17 protein-coding genes are annotated in these 15072 nt (G+C 69.3%); 9 read left to right on the top strand and 8 right to left on the bottom strand.

The genetic code is table 11. The annotated features are described in order from the left end of the window. Positions 1–412: 412 nt before the first annotated feature. Positions 413–619 (top strand): three-helix bundle dimerization domain-containing protein, encoded by a 207-nt coding sequence (locus Q9G87_RS56810; protein ID WP_305925027.1) that lies wholly within the window; start codon positions 413–415, stop codon positions 617–619. A gap of 167 nt (positions 620–786) precedes the next feature. Here Q9G87_RS56810 and Q9G87_RS56815 read toward each other — a convergent pair whose 3' ends face one another. The 4 genes from Q9G87_RS56815 to Q9G87_RS56830 all read right to left on the bottom strand — a co-directional run bounded on the left by Q9G87_RS56815 (position 787) and on the right by Q9G87_RS56830 (position 4849). Beyond that, the gene (locus Q9G87_RS56815) at positions 787–1950 is read right to left on the bottom strand and encodes an AAA family ATPase (protein WP_305925028.1); all 1164 of its coding nucleotides are present in this window, start codon (positions 1948–1950) and stop codon (positions 787–789) included. 198 nt (positions 1951–2148) lie between these two features. Continuing rightward, on the bottom strand, positions 2149–3036 hold the full coding sequence (locus Q9G87_RS56820; RefSeq protein WP_305925029.1) for an NmrA family NAD(P)-binding protein: 888 nt from the start codon (positions 3034–3036) through the stop codon (positions 2149–2151). Between the two features lie 26 nt (positions 3037–3062). Further along, on the bottom strand, positions 3063–3791 hold the full coding sequence (locus Q9G87_RS56825; protein ID WP_305925030.1) for an NAD(P)H-dependent oxidoreductase: 729 nt from the start codon (positions 3789–3791) through the stop codon (positions 3063–3065). Then, positions 3788–4849, bottom strand: coding sequence for an LLM class flavin-dependent oxidoreductase (locus Q9G87_RS56830; protein ID WP_305925031.1), 1062 nt, complete (start codon positions 4847–4849; stop codon positions 3788–3790). Before Q9G87_RS56830 ends, Q9G87_RS56825 begins: the two co-directional genes overlap by 4 nt. Positions 4850–5210: 361 nt before the next feature. On the opposite strand from Q9G87_RS56830, the gene Q9G87_RS56835 reads away from it, so the two are divergent. Together Q9G87_RS56835 and Q9G87_RS56840 are read left to right on the top strand one after the other, a co-directional pair. After that, the gene (locus tag Q9G87_RS56835) at positions 5211–5951 is read left to right on the top strand and encodes a VOC family protein (protein WP_305925032.1); all 741 of its coding nucleotides are present in this window, start codon (positions 5211–5213) and stop codon (positions 5949–5951) included. 70 nt (positions 5952–6021) lie between these two features. Continuing rightward, on the top strand, positions 6022–6492 hold the full coding sequence (locus Q9G87_RS56840) for a MarR family winged helix-turn-helix transcriptional regulator (protein ID WP_305925033.1): 471 nt from the start codon (positions 6022–6024) through the stop codon (positions 6490–6492). Positions 6493–6773: 281 nt separating this feature from the next. Here Q9G87_RS56840 and Q9G87_RS56845 read toward each other — a convergent pair whose 3' ends face one another. Then, entirely contained in the window at positions 6774–7325 is a 552-nt protein-coding gene (locus Q9G87_RS56845) for an NADPH-dependent FMN reductase (protein WP_305925034.1), read from the bottom strand. 113 nt (positions 7326–7438) lie between these two features. Here Q9G87_RS56845 and Q9G87_RS56850 point away from each other — a divergent pair, with 113 nt between their 5' ends. Continuing rightward, on the top strand, positions 7439–8362 hold the full coding sequence (locus tag Q9G87_RS56850; protein WP_305925035.1) for an AraC family transcriptional regulator: 924 nt from the start codon (positions 7439–7441) through the stop codon (positions 8360–8362). Between the two features lie 120 nt (positions 8363–8482). Here Q9G87_RS56850 and Q9G87_RS56855 read toward each other — a convergent pair whose 3' ends face one another. Then, the gene (locus Q9G87_RS56855) at positions 8483–9310 is read right to left on the bottom strand and encodes a class I SAM-dependent methyltransferase (protein ID WP_305925036.1); all 828 of its coding nucleotides are present in this window, start codon (positions 9308–9310) and stop codon (positions 8483–8485) included. Between the two features lie 98 nt (positions 9311–9408). Here Q9G87_RS56855 and Q9G87_RS56860 point away from each other — a divergent pair, with 98 nt between their 5' ends. The 4 genes from Q9G87_RS56860 to Q9G87_RS56875 all read left to right on the top strand — a co-directional run bounded on the left by Q9G87_RS56860 (position 9409) and on the right by Q9G87_RS56875 (position 13016). Next, a complete protein-coding gene (locus tag Q9G87_RS56860; RefSeq protein ID WP_305925037.1) occupies positions 9409–10011 on the top strand; it encodes a TetR/AcrR family transcriptional regulator in 603 nt (200 codons plus the stop codon). Between the two features lie 352 nt (positions 10012–10363). After that, entirely contained in the window at positions 10364–11209 is an 846-nt protein-coding gene (locus Q9G87_RS56865) for a CPBP family intramembrane glutamic endopeptidase (RefSeq protein ID WP_305925038.1), read from the top strand. Then, a complete protein-coding gene (locus Q9G87_RS56870; RefSeq protein ID WP_305925039.1) occupies positions 11206–12360 on the top strand; it encodes a sensor histidine kinase in 1155 nt (384 codons plus the stop codon). Before Q9G87_RS56865 ends, Q9G87_RS56870 begins: the two co-directional genes overlap by 4 nt. Then, positions 12357–13016, top strand: a complete 660-nt coding sequence (locus Q9G87_RS56875) for a response regulator (protein ID WP_305925040.1) — start codon at positions 12357–12359, stop codon at positions 13014–13016. The genes Q9G87_RS56870 and Q9G87_RS56875 overlap by 4 nt, the downstream gene beginning before the upstream one ends. A 48-nt stretch (positions 13017–13064) precedes the next feature. Here the strand turns inward: Q9G87_RS56875 and Q9G87_RS56880 are convergent, their stop codons facing one another. Together Q9G87_RS56880 and Q9G87_RS56885 are read right to left on the bottom strand one after the other, a co-directional pair. Then, positions 13065–13262, bottom strand: coding sequence for a hypothetical protein (locus tag Q9G87_RS56880; RefSeq protein ID WP_305925041.1), 198 nt, complete (start codon positions 13260–13262; stop codon positions 13065–13067). 327 nt (positions 13263–13589) lie between these two features. Next, positions 13590–14198, bottom strand: coding sequence for a TetR/AcrR family transcriptional regulator (locus Q9G87_RS56885; RefSeq protein WP_305925042.1), 609 nt, complete (start codon positions 14196–14198; stop codon positions 13590–13592). 94 nt (positions 14199–14292) lie between these two features. On the opposite strand from Q9G87_RS56885, the gene Q9G87_RS56890 reads away from it, so the two are divergent. Continuing rightward, the gene (locus tag Q9G87_RS56890; RefSeq protein WP_305925066.1) at positions 14293–15042 is read left to right on the top strand and encodes an SDR family oxidoreductase; all 750 of its coding nucleotides are present in this window, start codon (positions 14293–14295) and stop codon (positions 15040–15042) included. The last annotated feature ends 30 nt before the right edge of the window (positions 15043–15072 follow it).

A 15072-nucleotide genomic window follows, 5' to 3' on the forward strand; every position in this document is an offset into this window, starting at 1 on the left:
AGCGTGTCGGAGTCGAAAGGCGAGAACGAGGTCGAGGTCGAGGTCGAGATCGACAGAGGTCTCCATCACGATGGTTGCCCATCCCCGTCCGCCATCGGCTTCCAGACGCGTGCACGCGCACAGGGCGGCCCGCAGCCGGTCGAGCACCGGGGTGGTCAGGTGCAGGTGCGCCGTGCGAGGGCCGGCCAGCCGCACGATCTCGCAGCCGCCGCTGGTGAACAGCGCCCCCTCCGCGGTCAGCAGGAACGTCAGAGCGGGCCAGGACCGGAGCTGGTGTTCCTCAACCGTTACGCGGTTACGACACCTCCGTAACTCCCGGCCGGAGCAGGTCAAAAAGGGTTGGAGGGCGTCGTGGTCGCCCAAGGCTCTCGGTCCAGCCCTCCGTGCGGCACACCTCCTCTAATCACCTTTGATGCACAAAAGTGGACAGTGTGGACGGCTGACGGATCAGCTCACCAGCGCTTTCGCCGACGACTGCAAGCCCGAACAGATCACCGAAGCGATCGACCGCGCCTGGAAGATGTTCGAGAAGGCGCCGGTCAGGGATTTCGTGCCGTTGCTCGCCGCCAGAATCGCCCGGGAGGAGCTGCGCCGCCTGAACGGCGGACATCACGGGTGATCCCCCGCCTGTGGCAGCCCCTCCGCGCTGACATCGGCGATTGGTTGCTCGTCGAGCTTGTGCTGTTCTATCCGCTGATGATAGCCGAGCGCGTGCTGCTGTTGTGGGTGAGGGAGACGACGGCGATCCGGTGGGCAGTGGAGGGGGCCTTCCCCCGTTCACTCCGGTCAGCGCTTGGGCCAGTGCCATGGCGGCTCGTCCAGCGAGTCCTGGCCGGCGACCGCGGTCTGGCCGTGCTCCTTGACCAACTCGATGGTCCGCGCTTCCTGATCGCTGAGCGCGGCCACCAGAGAGGGGTTGTGCGTGACCACGATGATCTGGGTACGAGCGGAGGCGGCGGCGGCGAGGTCGGCCAGCGGCGCGATCAGGTCGGGGTGCAGGCTGGTCTCCGGCTCGTTGAGCACCAGGAGCGCCGGCGCGCGTGGCGTCAGCAGCGCGGCCACCCAGAACAGGTAACGCAGCGTGCCGTCCGAGAGCTCGGCGGCGTGCAGCGGCCGCAGCAGGCCGTGCTGGTGCAGCCTCAGCTCGAACCGGCCGGCCTCGCCTGCCACCTCCAGGCGGCTGCCGGGAAAAGCATGATCGATGGCTGTGACCAGGGCGTCGTGGTCGCCGATCTCCCTGATGGTCTGCAGCGCCGCAGCTAGGTCCGCACCGTCGTGGTCGAGGATGAAGGTGCGAGTCCCGATCTGAGAGGCGCGGGCCGGGGCGTTCGCGTCGGTGCGGAGCTGGTCGTAGAAGCGCCAGGTGCGGATACGCTCGCGCAGTGCCAGCAGTTCGGGGGTGCGCTGAGGGTCGGCGATCTCGCTCAGCATGCTGTCGAAGGGCTGTATCGCGCCGGGCACCCGCCACCAGCCGCCGTCGGCCTGGCGCACGCGTACGGCGCCGCGGCCGCGTTCGGCCAGCACCGCCGCCGGGCGCAGCACCGGTCCGCTCCAGATGGCCTCGGCCTTGATCTCGGGGTCCAGTTGGAAGGCCGATCCGCCGTCCGTAGGGGAAGGCAGTCCCAGGTCCATGGCGTAGCCGAAGTCGTCCCCCGCGAACCCAAGCCGCAGGCTGACCGGCCCCGACCGGACCGTGCCCTGGACCGGGTAGCGACCTTCGCGCACGGCTCGGCCGATGACCTCCGGACCCGCCCACAGAGTAGATGGCAAGCCGCCCTGCCGGGCCAGCGCGGCCACCGCGCCGTTGCGGGAAGAGTCGGCTAGTAGCCGCAGCGCCCGGTAAAGGCTGGACTTGCCGCTGCCGTTGGCGCCGGTCACGACGTTCAGCTGCGCGAGCGGCAGGACCAGCTGGCGCAACGACCGATAGCCTTCGATCGCTAGCGTGCTCATCACTGACACATCCTCGCATTTCAGCCGCTACCCGTGGGCTTGATCCGGTTTCGATCCGGTTTGACGGACATTCGAGGTCAGGGGCTTGTCCCCGGAAGGATGTCCATGGTGGAGAGCCGGGGGGGAAGAAGCCGCGTCGTCGCCCTCGTAGCCGACAAGGTGCGCGTCCGTGTGCCTGTCATGGAAGACCTGCGCGGGTCACGTCATGGCCTGCCGGAAGTACTCCTCGGCGCCGGTCGGCTGAATGCCGGGGTAGCGGTGGTTGTCGAGCGGGTCGAGCTTCCCCTTCCCCGTGACCATGGCCCAGGTGTACTGCAGAAGGAGGTACTCGAACGGGTCGGTGGCCACCGCCTTGCGGCGTTCGATCTCGGCGCTGAGGTCGTCGGTGCCGCCGAGCTGCCGTGGCTCGAGCCGTCGCCTCGAGCCGCGCTCCATGGCCTGGTGCAGTTCCGTCAGCGTCAGCACATCCCCGGCCACTCGCACGGTGCGTCCGGCGGTCGAGGGGTCGAGGGCTACTTCGGCGGTCCACTCGGCGGTGTCGGAATAGGTGGAGAAGTCGACGGGTTGATCGCCGTCACCCCAGTAGCTGAAGGTGCCGGACTCCCAGTCGACCCAGTTGTAGAAGGGCATGTTCAGGATCTCGAGGAAGGCGCCGTTGAGGACTGAGGTGGGTGCCACAGTGCTGGACCGGTAGGCCTCGGCGGCCTTCTTGCGGAGGTCGGCGAAGTGGTTGTCACCATAGTCGAGTCGGTCTATACCAAGGGAGAAGTCCGAGGGGATCCAGCGCGGAACCCCGGCCTTCTCGGCGGCACGCAGCAGGTTGACCTGGCCGTCGATGATGACCTCGGCTCCCCCCTGGACGGCGGAGACAACGACGTCGACTCCCTGGAGGGCGCGGGTGAGGCGGTCGGCGGGATCGCGGATGTCTCCTTCGACGACCTCGATGGCCGGGTCGTCGAAGGCTTGGCGGCCCTTGGCGTTGCCGGGCCTGACGAGAGCGCGGACCTGCACGTCTCGTCGTCGCAGGCTGTCGATGACCAGACGGCCCAGGCGGCCGGTGGCGCCGGCCACGAACACAGTGGACATGGATACTCCCTGTCGCAGAGTAGGGGTCAGTGAGTTGGGGTGAGGTGGGAATGGGAGCCCGCGGATTCGGGCTTCTGCCTGCTGGATGCGCTCGGTGAGAGGGCAAGTGGCTTGTGCGGGGGCCGGCTGTTCGCTGGTCCGTGGTCCTGTGTTGCCCCAGAGCCCGTCGCGCGAGCTCTGAGAAGGTCTGCGACGTCAGTGAGCCCGACCTGGATGCGTCCGTAGATGCGAGGGTTGAGCAGTGTCGTGCCGTCGAAGTCTCCGGCGGATGCGAAGAACGCGACCGGGATCGTCAACGCCTGGAAGAAGGCGAACAGTGGCCGCATGGCATGCTCCAGGACGAGCGCATGGTGGTCGCCTCCGCCCGTCGCGGCAAGGAGGACGGGCTTGTTCGCGAGCGCGTACTGGTCGACGAGGTCGAAGAAGTGCTTGAACATGCCGGGGTACGTACCTCGGAACACGGGTGCGGCGGCGATGAGGAGATCGGCATCCTCGGCGAGCCGGAGCGAGTCTTCGACCTCGGAGGTGACGTCGTCGCGCTCGATCGCTCCGGTGAACCCCGCGCCCAAGCGGTACACGTCCACCCGGGACACCTCGATGGGGAGCACGTTCTTCAGGGTGTCGAGGACGACGTCGACGAGCCCCATGGTCTTGGACGGCTCGCTGGGGCTGCCGTTGACGACGACGACTCGCAGGGTCGGGCCCCGCAGGGGCGTGACCGGATCTGCGTTACCTGCTTGCGGGACGACAGTCATGCCACGCTCTTCTCGCGCAGTGCGACCTCGCGGCGCACGACGGGTGCCACCTCTGTGCCGAGCAGTTCGATCGCCTCGAGGTGCTCCTTGTGCGGCATGCCGCCGAAGCCCATCTGGATGATGGCGCGGTTGATGCCGTACAGCTCGTGGTAGGTGAGCAGCTTGTCGATGAGCTCCTGCGGGCTGCCGACCAGCAGTCCGGCCGCGGGCGACGACTGCGCGTCGAAGGCGGCCCGGGGAAGCCGGAGGCCGACGCCGCGCTGGTGGTTGTTCTCCATCATGCCTTTGGCGAAGTAGGGATACATGGTGTCCCGCGCGCCCTGGCTGGTCCGCCCGACGAACCCGTGCGAGTTCATGCTGATCGGCAGAGCGTCCGCGTCGTGCCCGGCCTTCGCTGCGGCCGCTCGGTAGAGCTGAACGGTCTCCTCGTGGAAGGTCATCGGGCCGAGCAGCAGGGCCAGTGCCATGGGCAGGCCGAGGTGGCCGACGCTGATGGCCGAGGCGGGCGATCCGCCGACCCCGACCCAGATCGGGATGGTGTCGCCGTCGGCGCGGGGTGCGATGTCGGCGTCGACCAGGGGCGGGCGGAAGCGACCTTGCCAGGTGAGCGGGTTCTGGTCGCGGATCTTGAGCAGCAGGTCGAGCTTCTCGCGGAACAGGTCCGCGTAGTCCTTCAGGTCGTACCCGAACAGCGGGAAGGACTCGGTGTAGGAGCCGCGGCCGGCGATGATCTCGGCGCGGCCGGCGGACAGCAGGTCGATCGTGGCGAACTGTTCCCAGACGCGTACGGGGTCCTCCGAGCTGAGCACGGTGACCGAGCTCGTCAGCTTGATGTTCTCGGTCTTCTCCGCGGCGGCGGCCAGCAGGATGGTCGGCGCTGATCCGACGAAGTCGGTGCGGTGGTGCTCCCCCACGCCGAAGACGTCCAGGCTTGCCTGGTCGGCGACCTGCGCCTGCTCGATCGTCTCGCGGACGCGCTGCCGCGGGGACGGCAGGCTCCCGGTGGACGGGTCCTCCGTGAGCTCCCCGAACGTCATGATGCCGATCTCGAATGGCATGTCGTTTCCTTTCTGCGGTCGGCGGCGCCGCGCGCCTCCGACCGCTGATCCGCATCCCTCAACCTGTCTGCGCAAGCAATTATTCCAGATGCTGCCGGACTCCACCGCCACATGCTTCGCTCGGGACTGGGGGCCCTGTGGGACTTCTAGGGCGAGCTCAGGTACGGAATCGAGTCAACACCCAAGGCCGAATAGTTGCCTGTGCAGGCACTTTGTAGCTTCTCGTGCGCGAAGAGGTTGTCAACAGTCCTCGCGTATCCCGGTGATGCCTGCACGGTACGTGCCCGCCGGAAGGAAGCCGTCTACCAACCGAAGGTGCGTGGTTCATCCCGGTTGATCCGTTGGGCATAGGGTGGGCGGCATGGCGCTGCGACTTATTCAGGCGAATTTCAAAGCTCGGGATGACTCGGCGCTCGGCCGGTTCTGGGCGGAGGTGCTCGGCTGGGGTGTTTCCAGCGAGGGACCCGGCGTGACCAACCTCGAGCCCGAGGGCTTCGCCTGGCCGGACCCCTCCGCTTTCTACATCGATGTCGTCACCGTCCCGGACCCCGAAACGGTGAAGTACCGCGTGCACCTCGAGCTCGCCACCACCTCTGCGGCCCATCAGGCCGAGTTGGTCGCGCGTCTGAAGGAGCTCGGTGCGACGCCCGCCGACGTGGGCCAGGGCGACGTCCCGTGGACGGTTCTGGCCGACCCGGAGGGCAATGTGTTCTGCGTGCTGGAGCCTCGGGAGATCTACCGGGATACCGGGCCGATCGCCGCTGTGGTGGTCGACTGCGCGGACCCACGGGCCATGGCCCGGTTCTGGGGCGAGGCGGTGGACTGGACCCTGCATGAGGTGACCGACGATCACGCGCTGCTGCGCTCGGCCGAGGGTGTCGGGCCGTATCTTGAGTTCCGCCGCACAACGCCCGGCGCGAAGACCGTGTGGAACCGCGTCCATCTCGACCTGCTGCCGCACCCCATTGACGATCAAGAGGCGGAGGTGGCCCGGCTGCAGACCCTCGGCGCGACGCCCGCCGACGTCGGCCAGGGCGACGTTCCGTGGATCGTTCTCGCCGACCCGGAGGGCAACGAGTTCTGCGTCCTCGGTCGGGCCTGACGCGGAGCCTTGCTGTGCAGGCAGACACATCGGTTGGTTCTCGAGCTGACCTGCCGATACCGTGCTGCTCATGGCGACCGACAAGCTGCGAGAGCTTGAAGACCAGGCGTGGCGGGGATTCCTGCTCACTCACGATCGAATCTGGCGTGAGATCGAGGCCGGGCTCGCTCCGCTCAACGTGAGCATGGCCGAATACAGCGTGCTGGCACTGCTGGGCGAGGCCGGTCGCAACGGCATGCGGATGTCAGAGCTCGCCCAGCAGCGCCTGATGTCCACCGGCGGGTTCACCCGGCTCGCCGACCGGCTCGAGCGTCGCGGCCTGATCGAGAGGCATCGGTCGGCCGACGACGGCCGTGGCTTCACGGTGGTCCTGACCAAGGACGGGAGGGCACTCATGCGCAAGGCCTGGCGCCAGCAGTACGGCGACCTGCGCAGGCTCTTCTTCGACCGGCTCGAGGACGAGCACCTGCGCAGCCTCGCCGACGTCTGGGCGCGGCTCGCCCCGGACGACCGGGGCGAGCCGAATCAGCGCTCCTCGTAGCCGCCATGGGTATGTCACACCCCGCGGGCGGGCACCTTCCTGAGCCCTGGGGCGGCGCCGGCACCCGGGTCGTCAGCAGGTCGAACTGATGGCCGTCCTCTGCCGCGACGGGAGCGAATACAACACTGCCGCCCGCGTAGTCGGCTCGAACATCTCCCACCGGTCTTGCTCAGCGGGAAGGCGTGACGACCCGCACGCGGTCGCTGTCGTTGCCCGGACAGGAACGACATCAGGCGCCGCCGCAGTCAACACCGATGGGACCATGGCCCGGTCGAAGGGGCTCACCCCCTGAGCGGACGCAGGGCGGAACCCCAGGCGAGGACTTGGTCGAGGACGAGGTTCAGCCGGTCCTCGTGGGCGGCGGCGGGCCGGAAGCCGTCGGCGAAGTCGGTATTGATCGACAGGCCGACCTGGTTAGAGACGGTGGCCACGCTGAGCAGGCCCAGGACGTGCCGCAGGTGCGAGATCGCCCGGGGTGCGCCGTCCACGCCGTAGCCGACGAACCCGGCCGCCTTGTTGGTCCATTCCGTGTACAGGAAGTCGAGGGCGTTCTTGAGTGCGCCGGGGTACGAGTTGTTGTATTCGGGGGTCACGATCAGGAACGCGTCCAGGGACGAGACCTTGGCCGCCCAGCGCTTGGTGTGCTCGTGCTGGTAGTTGCCCGTGGAGGGGTGCTCGGGCTCGTCCAGGTTGCCCAAGTTGTAGTCCTTCAGATCGACGAGCTCGTACTCGGCGTCGCCTCGTTTGACCGCCAGATCGCGGGCCCAGTGCGCCACCGCCTCGCCGTTGCGGCCGGGACGGGTGCTGCCCAGGATGATGCCTACCTTCAGCATGTCAATGCTCCCTCAATCGGTTACTCGAACCACCGTAGGGAGACTTGCTGAGATACTGAATGCGCTACTGTCCAACATTTATACGCCAGCGTCTCAGGCGCTAGACTCCACCCATGGACATGCTGAGCGACGTGGTGGCCTTCATGCGGTGCGGGCGCCCTACCTCCGCCCGCATCTCCTGGCGGGCGCCGTGGGGCGTGTCGTTCCGCGCGGCGCCCGGGTCCGCCGGTTTCCAGGTGGTGCTGCGCGGGTCCTGCTGGCTCCTTCCCCCGGATGGTGAGCCCGTTCCGCTGAGCGTGGGCGATGTGGTGTTCCTGCCGCACGGCGACCCGTTCGGGCTCGCCGACGATCCCGCGCGGCCGCTGGCCGAGTCGGACTGCGATCCGCATTCCGAGCTGTTCGCCTCGGCCGGTTTCGGCGGCGCCGGGGCCGAGACGGTGATCCTGTCCGGCGGCTACCGGCTCGAGCTCGACAGGACGCATCCGATCCTGGGCTCGCTGCCCGGCGTGATCCACCTTCCCTCGACGCTCGGCAGCCATCCGGAGCTGCGGGCCGCGGTCGAGTTGCTGGCCGCCGAGATCGACAACCCCCGCCCCGGCACGGACACCGTCGTGTCGTCCCTCCTGGAGATGTTGCAGCTGTACGTCCTGCGGGCCTACATCGAGACCCAGGACGAGCCCTGCACCCTGTCCGGCTGGGCCGCCGCGCTGGCCGACCCCGGTGTCGGCCGCGCGCTCGACGCCATCCACCGCGACCCGGCCCGCCGCTGGACGGTCGAGTCGCTCGGCGCCCACGCGGGCATGTCACGCGCCGGCTTCGCCCGCCGCTTCACGGGGCTGGTCGGGCAACCGCCGCTGGCCTACCTGACCTGGTGGCGGCTGGTGAGCGGGGCCCGCATGCTGCGCGAGTCCGACGCGTCGGTGGCGGAGGTGGCCGAGCGGGTGGGGTACGGGTCGGAGTTCGCCTTCGGCAACGCCTTCAAGCGGGAGTTCGGCGTGGCGCCCGGCCGGTACCGCCGCCAAGTCGCGGCGGCCTAGGCCCGGTTGGTGGCGACCTGCTGACGGTCCCGGCCATCGCCGCCCGCGCAGGCGTGCACGCCACCACGGTCCACCGCCGTTGGGGCTCCCGGCCCACGCGCCCTCGGAGTGGTGGGCGACTCAGGTGTTCAGTGACGCGACGATCGCCATCGTGGTGTAGGCCATGGTGAAGCCGCCTCCGATCGCGTCGATGGCGGCCCCGACGCCCTCCAGCACCTCGGCCAGTTTGTCTGGTGGGAGTTGGGTGAGCGCGCCGGTGGTGGGCAGCAGGTCGAGCCAATCGTCGCGGCTGTAGTACTGCTCCCAGTCGAATCGCCACTGCTCCGGCTCGCCGAACCCGGCCGTCTTACGGATGCCGTCGGCGAACGTGGCGAACATCGCCTGGTAGATGTCCTGGGCCGGCCTCGGCGGTCCGGCGCTGAGCGGCGAGTTGGGCGCCACCTTCCGGAAGACGGTGGCGAAAGCCTCCGCGACGATGGGCGGCGGGTCGTATGCGTGCGCGAACACCGCCAGCAGGCCGCCGGGACGCAGCAGCTGCGCCGCCTTGGCCGGGCCCGCGACGGGGTCCACCCAGTGCCAGGACTGCCCGGCGACGACCGCGTCGAAGGTACGACCGGCGGCGTCCCAGTCCTCGAACGTCGCCACCTCGACCGCGACGCCGGTGCGGCGGGCGAACTCAGCCATCCGGACATCCGGCTCGACACCCAGCACCTTGCACCCGGCCGCCAGGAACTGACGGGCTTCTATGCCGGTGCCGCAGCCGACGTCGACGATGTCGGGGCCGGGGCTGGGGCTGGCGGTGATGATCTGCTGCACCAGCGCGTCGGGATAGTCGGGCCGGGCCCGGTCGTAGCGTTCGGCGTGGACCCCGAACGACTCCGCCATCTGCCTGGCCTTATGAGGCTCGTTCCGCGGAGGCTCTGGTTGCTCCTGCGCTATAGTGGGCATGCGCCCACCATAGTGGGCAGATGCCCACTATGCAACCCGGGCAGCGGTTCGCGGTGGGCGAAGGGCGGGCGAAGGCGTGTGAAGAAGGAGGAACGGGGATGCCGACTGGAGTGGCCCTCCGGGATGTGCGGCAGCAGTTGTTCGACGCCGCCGAGCGCGTCCTGCTCCGGGATGGGGCGAACGGCCTGACCAGCCGGGCGGTCACGGCGGAGGCGGGCGTCGCCAAGGGTGTCCTGCACCGGCACTTCGAGGACTTCGACGCCTTCCTCGCCGAGCTCGTGCGGGACCGCATCGCCCGGCTCGAGGGCCAGGCCGACGCCCTTCGCGGCTCCGCCGGGACCGGCACCGTCGCCGGCAACCTGACCGGGGCGCTCAGTGACCTGTTCGACTCGGTCGCCGTGGCGATCGTCGGTCTCGTCATCTTCCGGGATGAGTTGCGTGCCCGGCTGCGTCAGGCCCGGCCGGCTCCCGGTGTCCCGGTCCTGACGGATGCCGCGGCCATGATCGCCGCCTATCTGAACGAGGAGTGCGAGCTGGGCCGCATCGCGGCGGACGCCGATGTGGATGCGCTGGCGCTTTCCCTGATCGGGGCCGGGCACATGCTGTTCGCCGGCCGGGAGGGGGTCCCACCGGAGTCTGAGGAAGTCGGCAAGGTCGTGAACGCCGTCATCGCCGATGTCGTGCAAAGACGACTGCTATGAGCTGATTGGACGCCGACGCGATCTTGGCGCCCGACAGTGGGATATCGCACTGCCGGGCGGCCGCGCCACAGAGGCGTGGACCGACCCGAGCGCTCGACGGCCTTCGCGGGGCCGGTCGCGGGGTCGCGGACCGGCGCGCGGACGGGAACGCCCGCCGCGAGGAGGGCCGCCACGGCAGACCGGCTTCTCGGCCTGGTCGTAGCGGGGGTCAGCCCGTGACCTGACCGCTTGTCCCCCGTGAGAGCTACCCGCGAGTGTCCACCGCACGGTGACGATTCCGGACCCTCGAATCCCTAGCGTTACCGGTGAAGCCGCGGCGCTCCGGCCGCGGGCATCTCGCGAAGGAGTCATCATGGGAGTCGTCCTGCGGCTGTTGAAGCAGCTCGTGGCCGTCGTGGCAGTCGCTTTCGCCGGGGGCATGGTCGTGGGCGCCGTACAGGGGAACGCGCCTCTCACCCTGGTCCTCGGCCTCGCGACGGCCGCGCTCGCGGTGTTCGTGTACGCCAGGGTGGTGCGATGGTCCGAACGCCGCCCCCCCGTGGAGGTGGCCGTGAAGGGGGCGGTGGCCGCCACCGGGCGGGGGGTGCTGATCGGTGTGGGGATGTTCGCGGCCGTCATCGTCAACATCGCCTTCCTGGGCGGCTACCAGATCGAGGGTCTGGGCTCGGTGTGGGGCGCGGTCGGGCTGTTCGGCATCATGGCCGCCGCCGCGGTGACCGAGGAGTTGCTCTTCCGCGGCGTCCTGTTCCGGATCGTCGAGGAACTCACCGGCACCTGGGTAGCGCTGACGCTGACCGGCGTGCTGTTCGGCCTGGTGCACCTGTCCAACCCGAACGCCAGCCTCTGGGGCGCGATCTGCATCGCGATCTCGGCGGGCGGCATGCTGGCCGCCGCCTACGCCGCCACCCGTACCCTGTGGCTGCCGATCGGCCTGCACTTCGGCTGGAACTTCGCCGCGGCCGGCATCTTCGGCACCGAGGTCTCCGGCAACGGCACGCCGCAGGGGCTGCTGGATGGGGTGACATCGGGACCGGCCCTGCTCACCGGCGGCGCGTTCGGGCCGGAGGCGAGCCTGTACACGGTGGTGTTCGGCGTGCTGCTGACGATCGCGTTCATCTGGCTGGCCCGCCGGCGCGGCAACCTGGTTCCGCTGCGGCGCGGCGCCCGGACCGGCGCGACCGCTACGCTCTCCCAGTGATCGAACTCCGGCGGGTCCCGGACCTGTGGCGGCGGTGTGACGTCACGGTCCGGGATTTACCGTTCGCGCTGCTGATGGTCGCCGTGTCCTTCGTCCCGGCGCTGCACGGCAAGGGGACGCAAGTCGGCGACCTGCCGATCCGCCCCCTCGACGCGTTCGCCGTCGTGGTGATCGCCCTGGAGGGCCTCCCACTCGCCGCGCGCCGGCGGTGGCCGGCCGTCTGCCTCACCCTGGTATCGCTCGGCTTCGCCCTCGACCAGATCCGCGGCTACCACGCGTTCGCGAGCACCGCCCTGCCCATCGCGCTCATCAGCGCGGGCGCCTATCTGGAACATCACCGGCGCGCCACCGTACTTCTCCTCTCCGCGGCGTACGTGCCGCTGGCGGTCGCGCTCGACCTGCTCGGCGCGCCCGAACGGCCGGAGGGATTCGTGGTCTTCTACCTGACTCTGATCCTCGCGTGGTGCATCGGGGCCTGGCTGCGCTCCACCCGGGCCGCTGAGGCCGAACGCCGCCGCCACGTCGCCGAGGCCACCCGCGCCGCCGAACGCACCCGCATCGCCCGCGAACTCCACGACGTCGTGACCCACCACGTGACGGCAATGGTCGTGCAGGCGGAGGCGGCACGCTACCTGACCGCCGCGCCCGATCGCCTCGACGCGACGCTGAGCGCCGTCACCGACACCGGCCGGCGCGCCATCACCGACCTGCGGCACCTGCTCGACCTGCTCAACCCCGATCACGACACCGACGTCAGAACGCCGTCCGTCGGCGAACTCCACACCCTCGTGGAGCAGACCCGTCAGGCCGGGCAGCCGGTGGAGTTCACCGAGGAGGGCAGGCCGGCGGAGTCGGCCGGAAGCGCCGAGTTCGTGGCCTACCGGGTCGTGCAGGAGTCCCTGACGAACGCCCTCAAATACGCCCACGGCAGCCGCACCGTAGTCCGCATGCGCTATGGCGAGAAGGAGATCACCGTGGACGTCAGCACTGAGGGATCCGGCTCGCGGGCCGGCTCTCCCGGCGGGAGCGGGCGGGGCCTGGCCGGGCTCCGCGAGCGGGTCGACGCCCTGGGCGGCGAGTTCAGCGCTGACCGGCAGGCGGGCGGCGGCTTCGTCGTTCGGGCCCGCATCCCCGCCGGGAGCCAGTCGTGACCGCCCCGGTCAGGGTGCTGATCTGCGATGACCAGGCGCTGATCCGCACTGGCTTCGCGACGATCATCGATGCGCAGCCCGACCTGGAGGTGGTGGGAGAGTGCGGGGATGGCCGCGCCGCGGTCGACCTCGCCCGCCGGCTCAACCCGGACATCGTGGTCATGGACGTGCGGATGCCGGTCCTCGACGGCATCGAAGCGACCCGCCTGCTGGCCGGCGCCGGGGTGGAGCATCCGGTCAAGGTGCTCGTGGTGACGACGTTCAACCTGGATGAGTACGTATATGAGGCGCTGCGCGCCGGGGCGAGCGGGTTCCTGCTCAAGGACGCCCCACCGGCGCAGCTGATGCACGGCATCCGCACCGTCGCGACAGGCGCCGCGCTGCTGGCCCCCGAGGTGACGCGGCAGCTCGTCGGCCGGTATGCGGCGCGGATCCGGCCCGCCGAGGGCACGGCGGACGACACCAGGTTGACCCCGCGCGAGCTGGAGGTACTACGCCTCATCGCCGACGGCCTGTCCAACAGCGAGATCGCCACGACGATGGTGATCAGCCAGGAAACCGTCAAGACGTACGTGTCGCGCATCCTCACCAAGCTCGACCTGCGTGACCGCGTCCAGGCGGTGGTCTACGCCTACCGCAACGGCCTGGTGACCTGAGACACACCGCCTGAGAACCTCGATGGGCTCCGTGGCCCTGTTCGACCATCAGCGCGCGGCCGTCGGCCCCGGTACTGCATGTGTACCCGACGAGCGGGCCGAGACGACGTCGAGTAGCTTGACGAGCCGATCGAGCTGTTCCGGGTCCAGGCGGCGGGTCGCGGGCGCCAGGGCACGCCGAATGTCGTCCTCCACGCGTCTGGCGAGTTCGAGCCCGGCCGGGGTCGAGGGTGGCACGGGCGTCACGCCCCCTTCTCTCCAGGAAAAGAGCTGGTCAGTGGGTACGGCGGGGCGGCGCGAGATGGGTGGCGGCGCTGTGCCGGAGTTGGTGGAGGTCGAGTCCGGCGTACTTGTCCACCAGCACGCGGGCGCGGTCGTAGCCGAGCCGGGCCCGGCCCGTGTGCGGGCAGATGTCTTTCGCTGCGCCGCCCTTGGAGGTAACGGGGGCACGCCGGGTGTCCAGGTCGAGGTCTTCGACGTTGAGCGCGAGAATCTCCGTTGCTCTGGCGGCCGTTTGTGAAAACCAGCCGTTACAGCGAGCGGTTGCTCGCGACGGCGAACGTCGGGTGGTTCTCAGAGGAGCGGCCAGTTGAGTAGGGCGGCGTCGGCCATCCCCTGGAGTTCATCGCGGCCGACGCCGCTCGCGGCTTGCACGGCGATGCCGAATGCCAAGGTGGTGACATAGCGGGCCAGGAGCTCCGGATCGGTCTCCGGAGGCAGGTCGCCGTCGTCGACAGCTCGCTGGAACCGCTCCCGGACGCGAGAGCAGCCGTTGTTGCGCCAGGCGATGAGAAGGTCACGGACTCCACGCCCGGAGTCGCTGGCGGCCAGGGCGCCCTGGACGCCCAGGCACCCTTGGGGGTGGGCCGGGCGGGTGGTGGTTCGAACGGTGCCGGCCAGGATCGCGGTGGCGACGCCGAGGGCGGTCGGCTCCTCCAGGGCCCGGGCCAGGTATGCGCTCGGGCCTTCGGTGTAGCGCTCCAGGGCCTTGCGGAACAGCTCTTCCTTGTTGCCGAAGGCTGCGTACAAGCTTTTGGCGGAGATGCCCATCGCCTCGGTCAGGTTGGCCAGACTGGCCCCCTCGTAGCCATGCTCCCAGAAGACCAGCATGGCGCGCTCGAGAGCGTCGTCGACGTCGAATCCCCGCGGTCGGCCGAGGGGACCGCTCTGTTTGATCGCCACCCCCGCAGCCTACCCCTTCTGCAGCGATCGCTGCAGAAGTGCTACCTTTCGACTTCAGCAGCGATCGCTGCAGAAATCGAAAGAGGTTATTCACATGGGACTACTTGAAGGTAAGACCGCCCTCGTCACCGGCGGCAGCACCGGAATCGGCCTGGCCAGTGCCGTACGGCTGGCGGCCGAGGGCGCACACGTGTTCATCACCGGCCGACGCAAGACCGAACTCGACGCGGCCGTCGAAGTGATCGGCTCAGCGGCTACCGCGGTGATCGGCGACATCTCGAACCTGACCGACCTGGACCGGCTCTACGAGACGATCCGCAGCCGGGGGCGGGGCCTGGACGTGCTGTTCGCGAACGCCTCCGTCGCCGCGTTCGTGCCGCTTGAGCAGGTCACCGAGGAACACTTCGACACCCTCTTCGGTATCAACGTCCGGGGCACGCTGTTCACTGTTCAAAAGGCGCTGCCCCTGCTCAACGACGGCGCCTCGGTAATCTTGAACGGCTCTACCAACGTGGACGTCGGCGCGGAGGCGTTCGGCGTGTACGCGGCGACCAAAGCCGCCACCCGATCGTTCGCCCGGACCTGGGCCAACGAACTCAAAAGACGCGGCATCCGGGTCAACACCATCACGCCCGGCCCGACCGACACCCCCGGTTTGTCGGGGCTCGCGCCCGACCCGGAACAGGCCGCCGACCTCAAGCAGCACCTGGCCACACAGGTGCCGCTGGGCCGGCTCGGGCGCCCGGAGGAAATCGCCGCCGCCGTGACCTTCCTCGCCTCTGAGCAGAGCAGCTTCATCACCGGTTCGAGCCTGTACGTCGACGGCGGCCTGAACCAGATCTGAGTTCCATGGCCGCATATCCGGCAGGATTCA

This window comes from Nonomuraea turcica, assembly GCF_030718205.1.
Taxonomy (GTDB): domain Bacteria; phylum Actinomycetota; class Actinomycetes; order Streptosporangiales; family Streptosporangiaceae; genus Nonomuraea.

What these genes read in the sequence shown, in the direction of transcription:
- Q9G87_RS56810 (WP_305925027.1), top strand. Translation starts at nt 413, where the DNA reads ATGCACAAAAGTGGACAGTGTGGACGGCTGACGGATCAGCTCACCAGC.
- Q9G87_RS56815 (WP_305925028.1), bottom strand. Translation starts at nt 1,950, where the DNA reads ATGAGCACGCTAGCGATCGAAGGCTATCGGTCGTTGCGCCAGCTGGTC.
- Q9G87_RS56820 (WP_305925029.1), bottom strand. Translation starts at nt 3,036, where the DNA reads ATGTCCACTGTGTTCGTGGCCGGCGCCACCGGCCGCCTGGGCCGTCTG.
- Q9G87_RS56825 (WP_305925030.1), bottom strand. Translation starts at nt 3,791, where the DNA reads ATGACTGTCGTCCCGCAAGCAGGTAACGCAGATCCGGTCACGCCCCTG.
- Q9G87_RS56830 (WP_305925031.1), bottom strand. Translation starts at nt 4,849, where the DNA reads ATGCCATTCGAGATCGGCATCATGACGTTCGGGGAGCTCACGGAGGAC.
- Q9G87_RS56835 (WP_305925032.1), top strand. Translation starts at nt 5,211, where the DNA reads ATGGCGCTGCGACTTATTCAGGCGAATTTCAAAGCTCGGGATGACTCG.
- Q9G87_RS56840 (WP_305925033.1), top strand. Translation starts at nt 6,022, where the DNA reads ATGGCGACCGACAAGCTGCGAGAGCTTGAAGACCAGGCGTGGCGGGGA.
- Q9G87_RS56845 (WP_305925034.1), bottom strand. Translation starts at nt 7,325, where the DNA reads ATGCTGAAGGTAGGCATCATCCTGGGCAGCACCCGTCCCGGCCGCAAC.
- Q9G87_RS56850 (WP_305925035.1), top strand. Translation starts at nt 7,439, where the DNA reads ATGGACATGCTGAGCGACGTGGTGGCCTTCATGCGGTGCGGGCGCCCT.
- Q9G87_RS56855 (WP_305925036.1), bottom strand. Translation starts at nt 9,310, where the DNA reads ATGCCCACTATAGCGCAGGAGCAACCAGAGCCTCCGCGGAACGAGCCT.
- Q9G87_RS56860 (WP_305925037.1), top strand. Translation starts at nt 9,409, where the DNA reads ATGCCGACTGGAGTGGCCCTCCGGGATGTGCGGCAGCAGTTGTTCGAC.
- Q9G87_RS56865 (WP_305925038.1), top strand. Translation starts at nt 10,364, where the DNA reads ATGGGAGTCGTCCTGCGGCTGTTGAAGCAGCTCGTGGCCGTCGTGGCA.
- Q9G87_RS56890 (WP_305925066.1), top strand. Translation starts at nt 14,293, where the DNA reads ATGGGACTACTTGAAGGTAAGACCGCCCTCGTCACCGGCGGCAGCACC.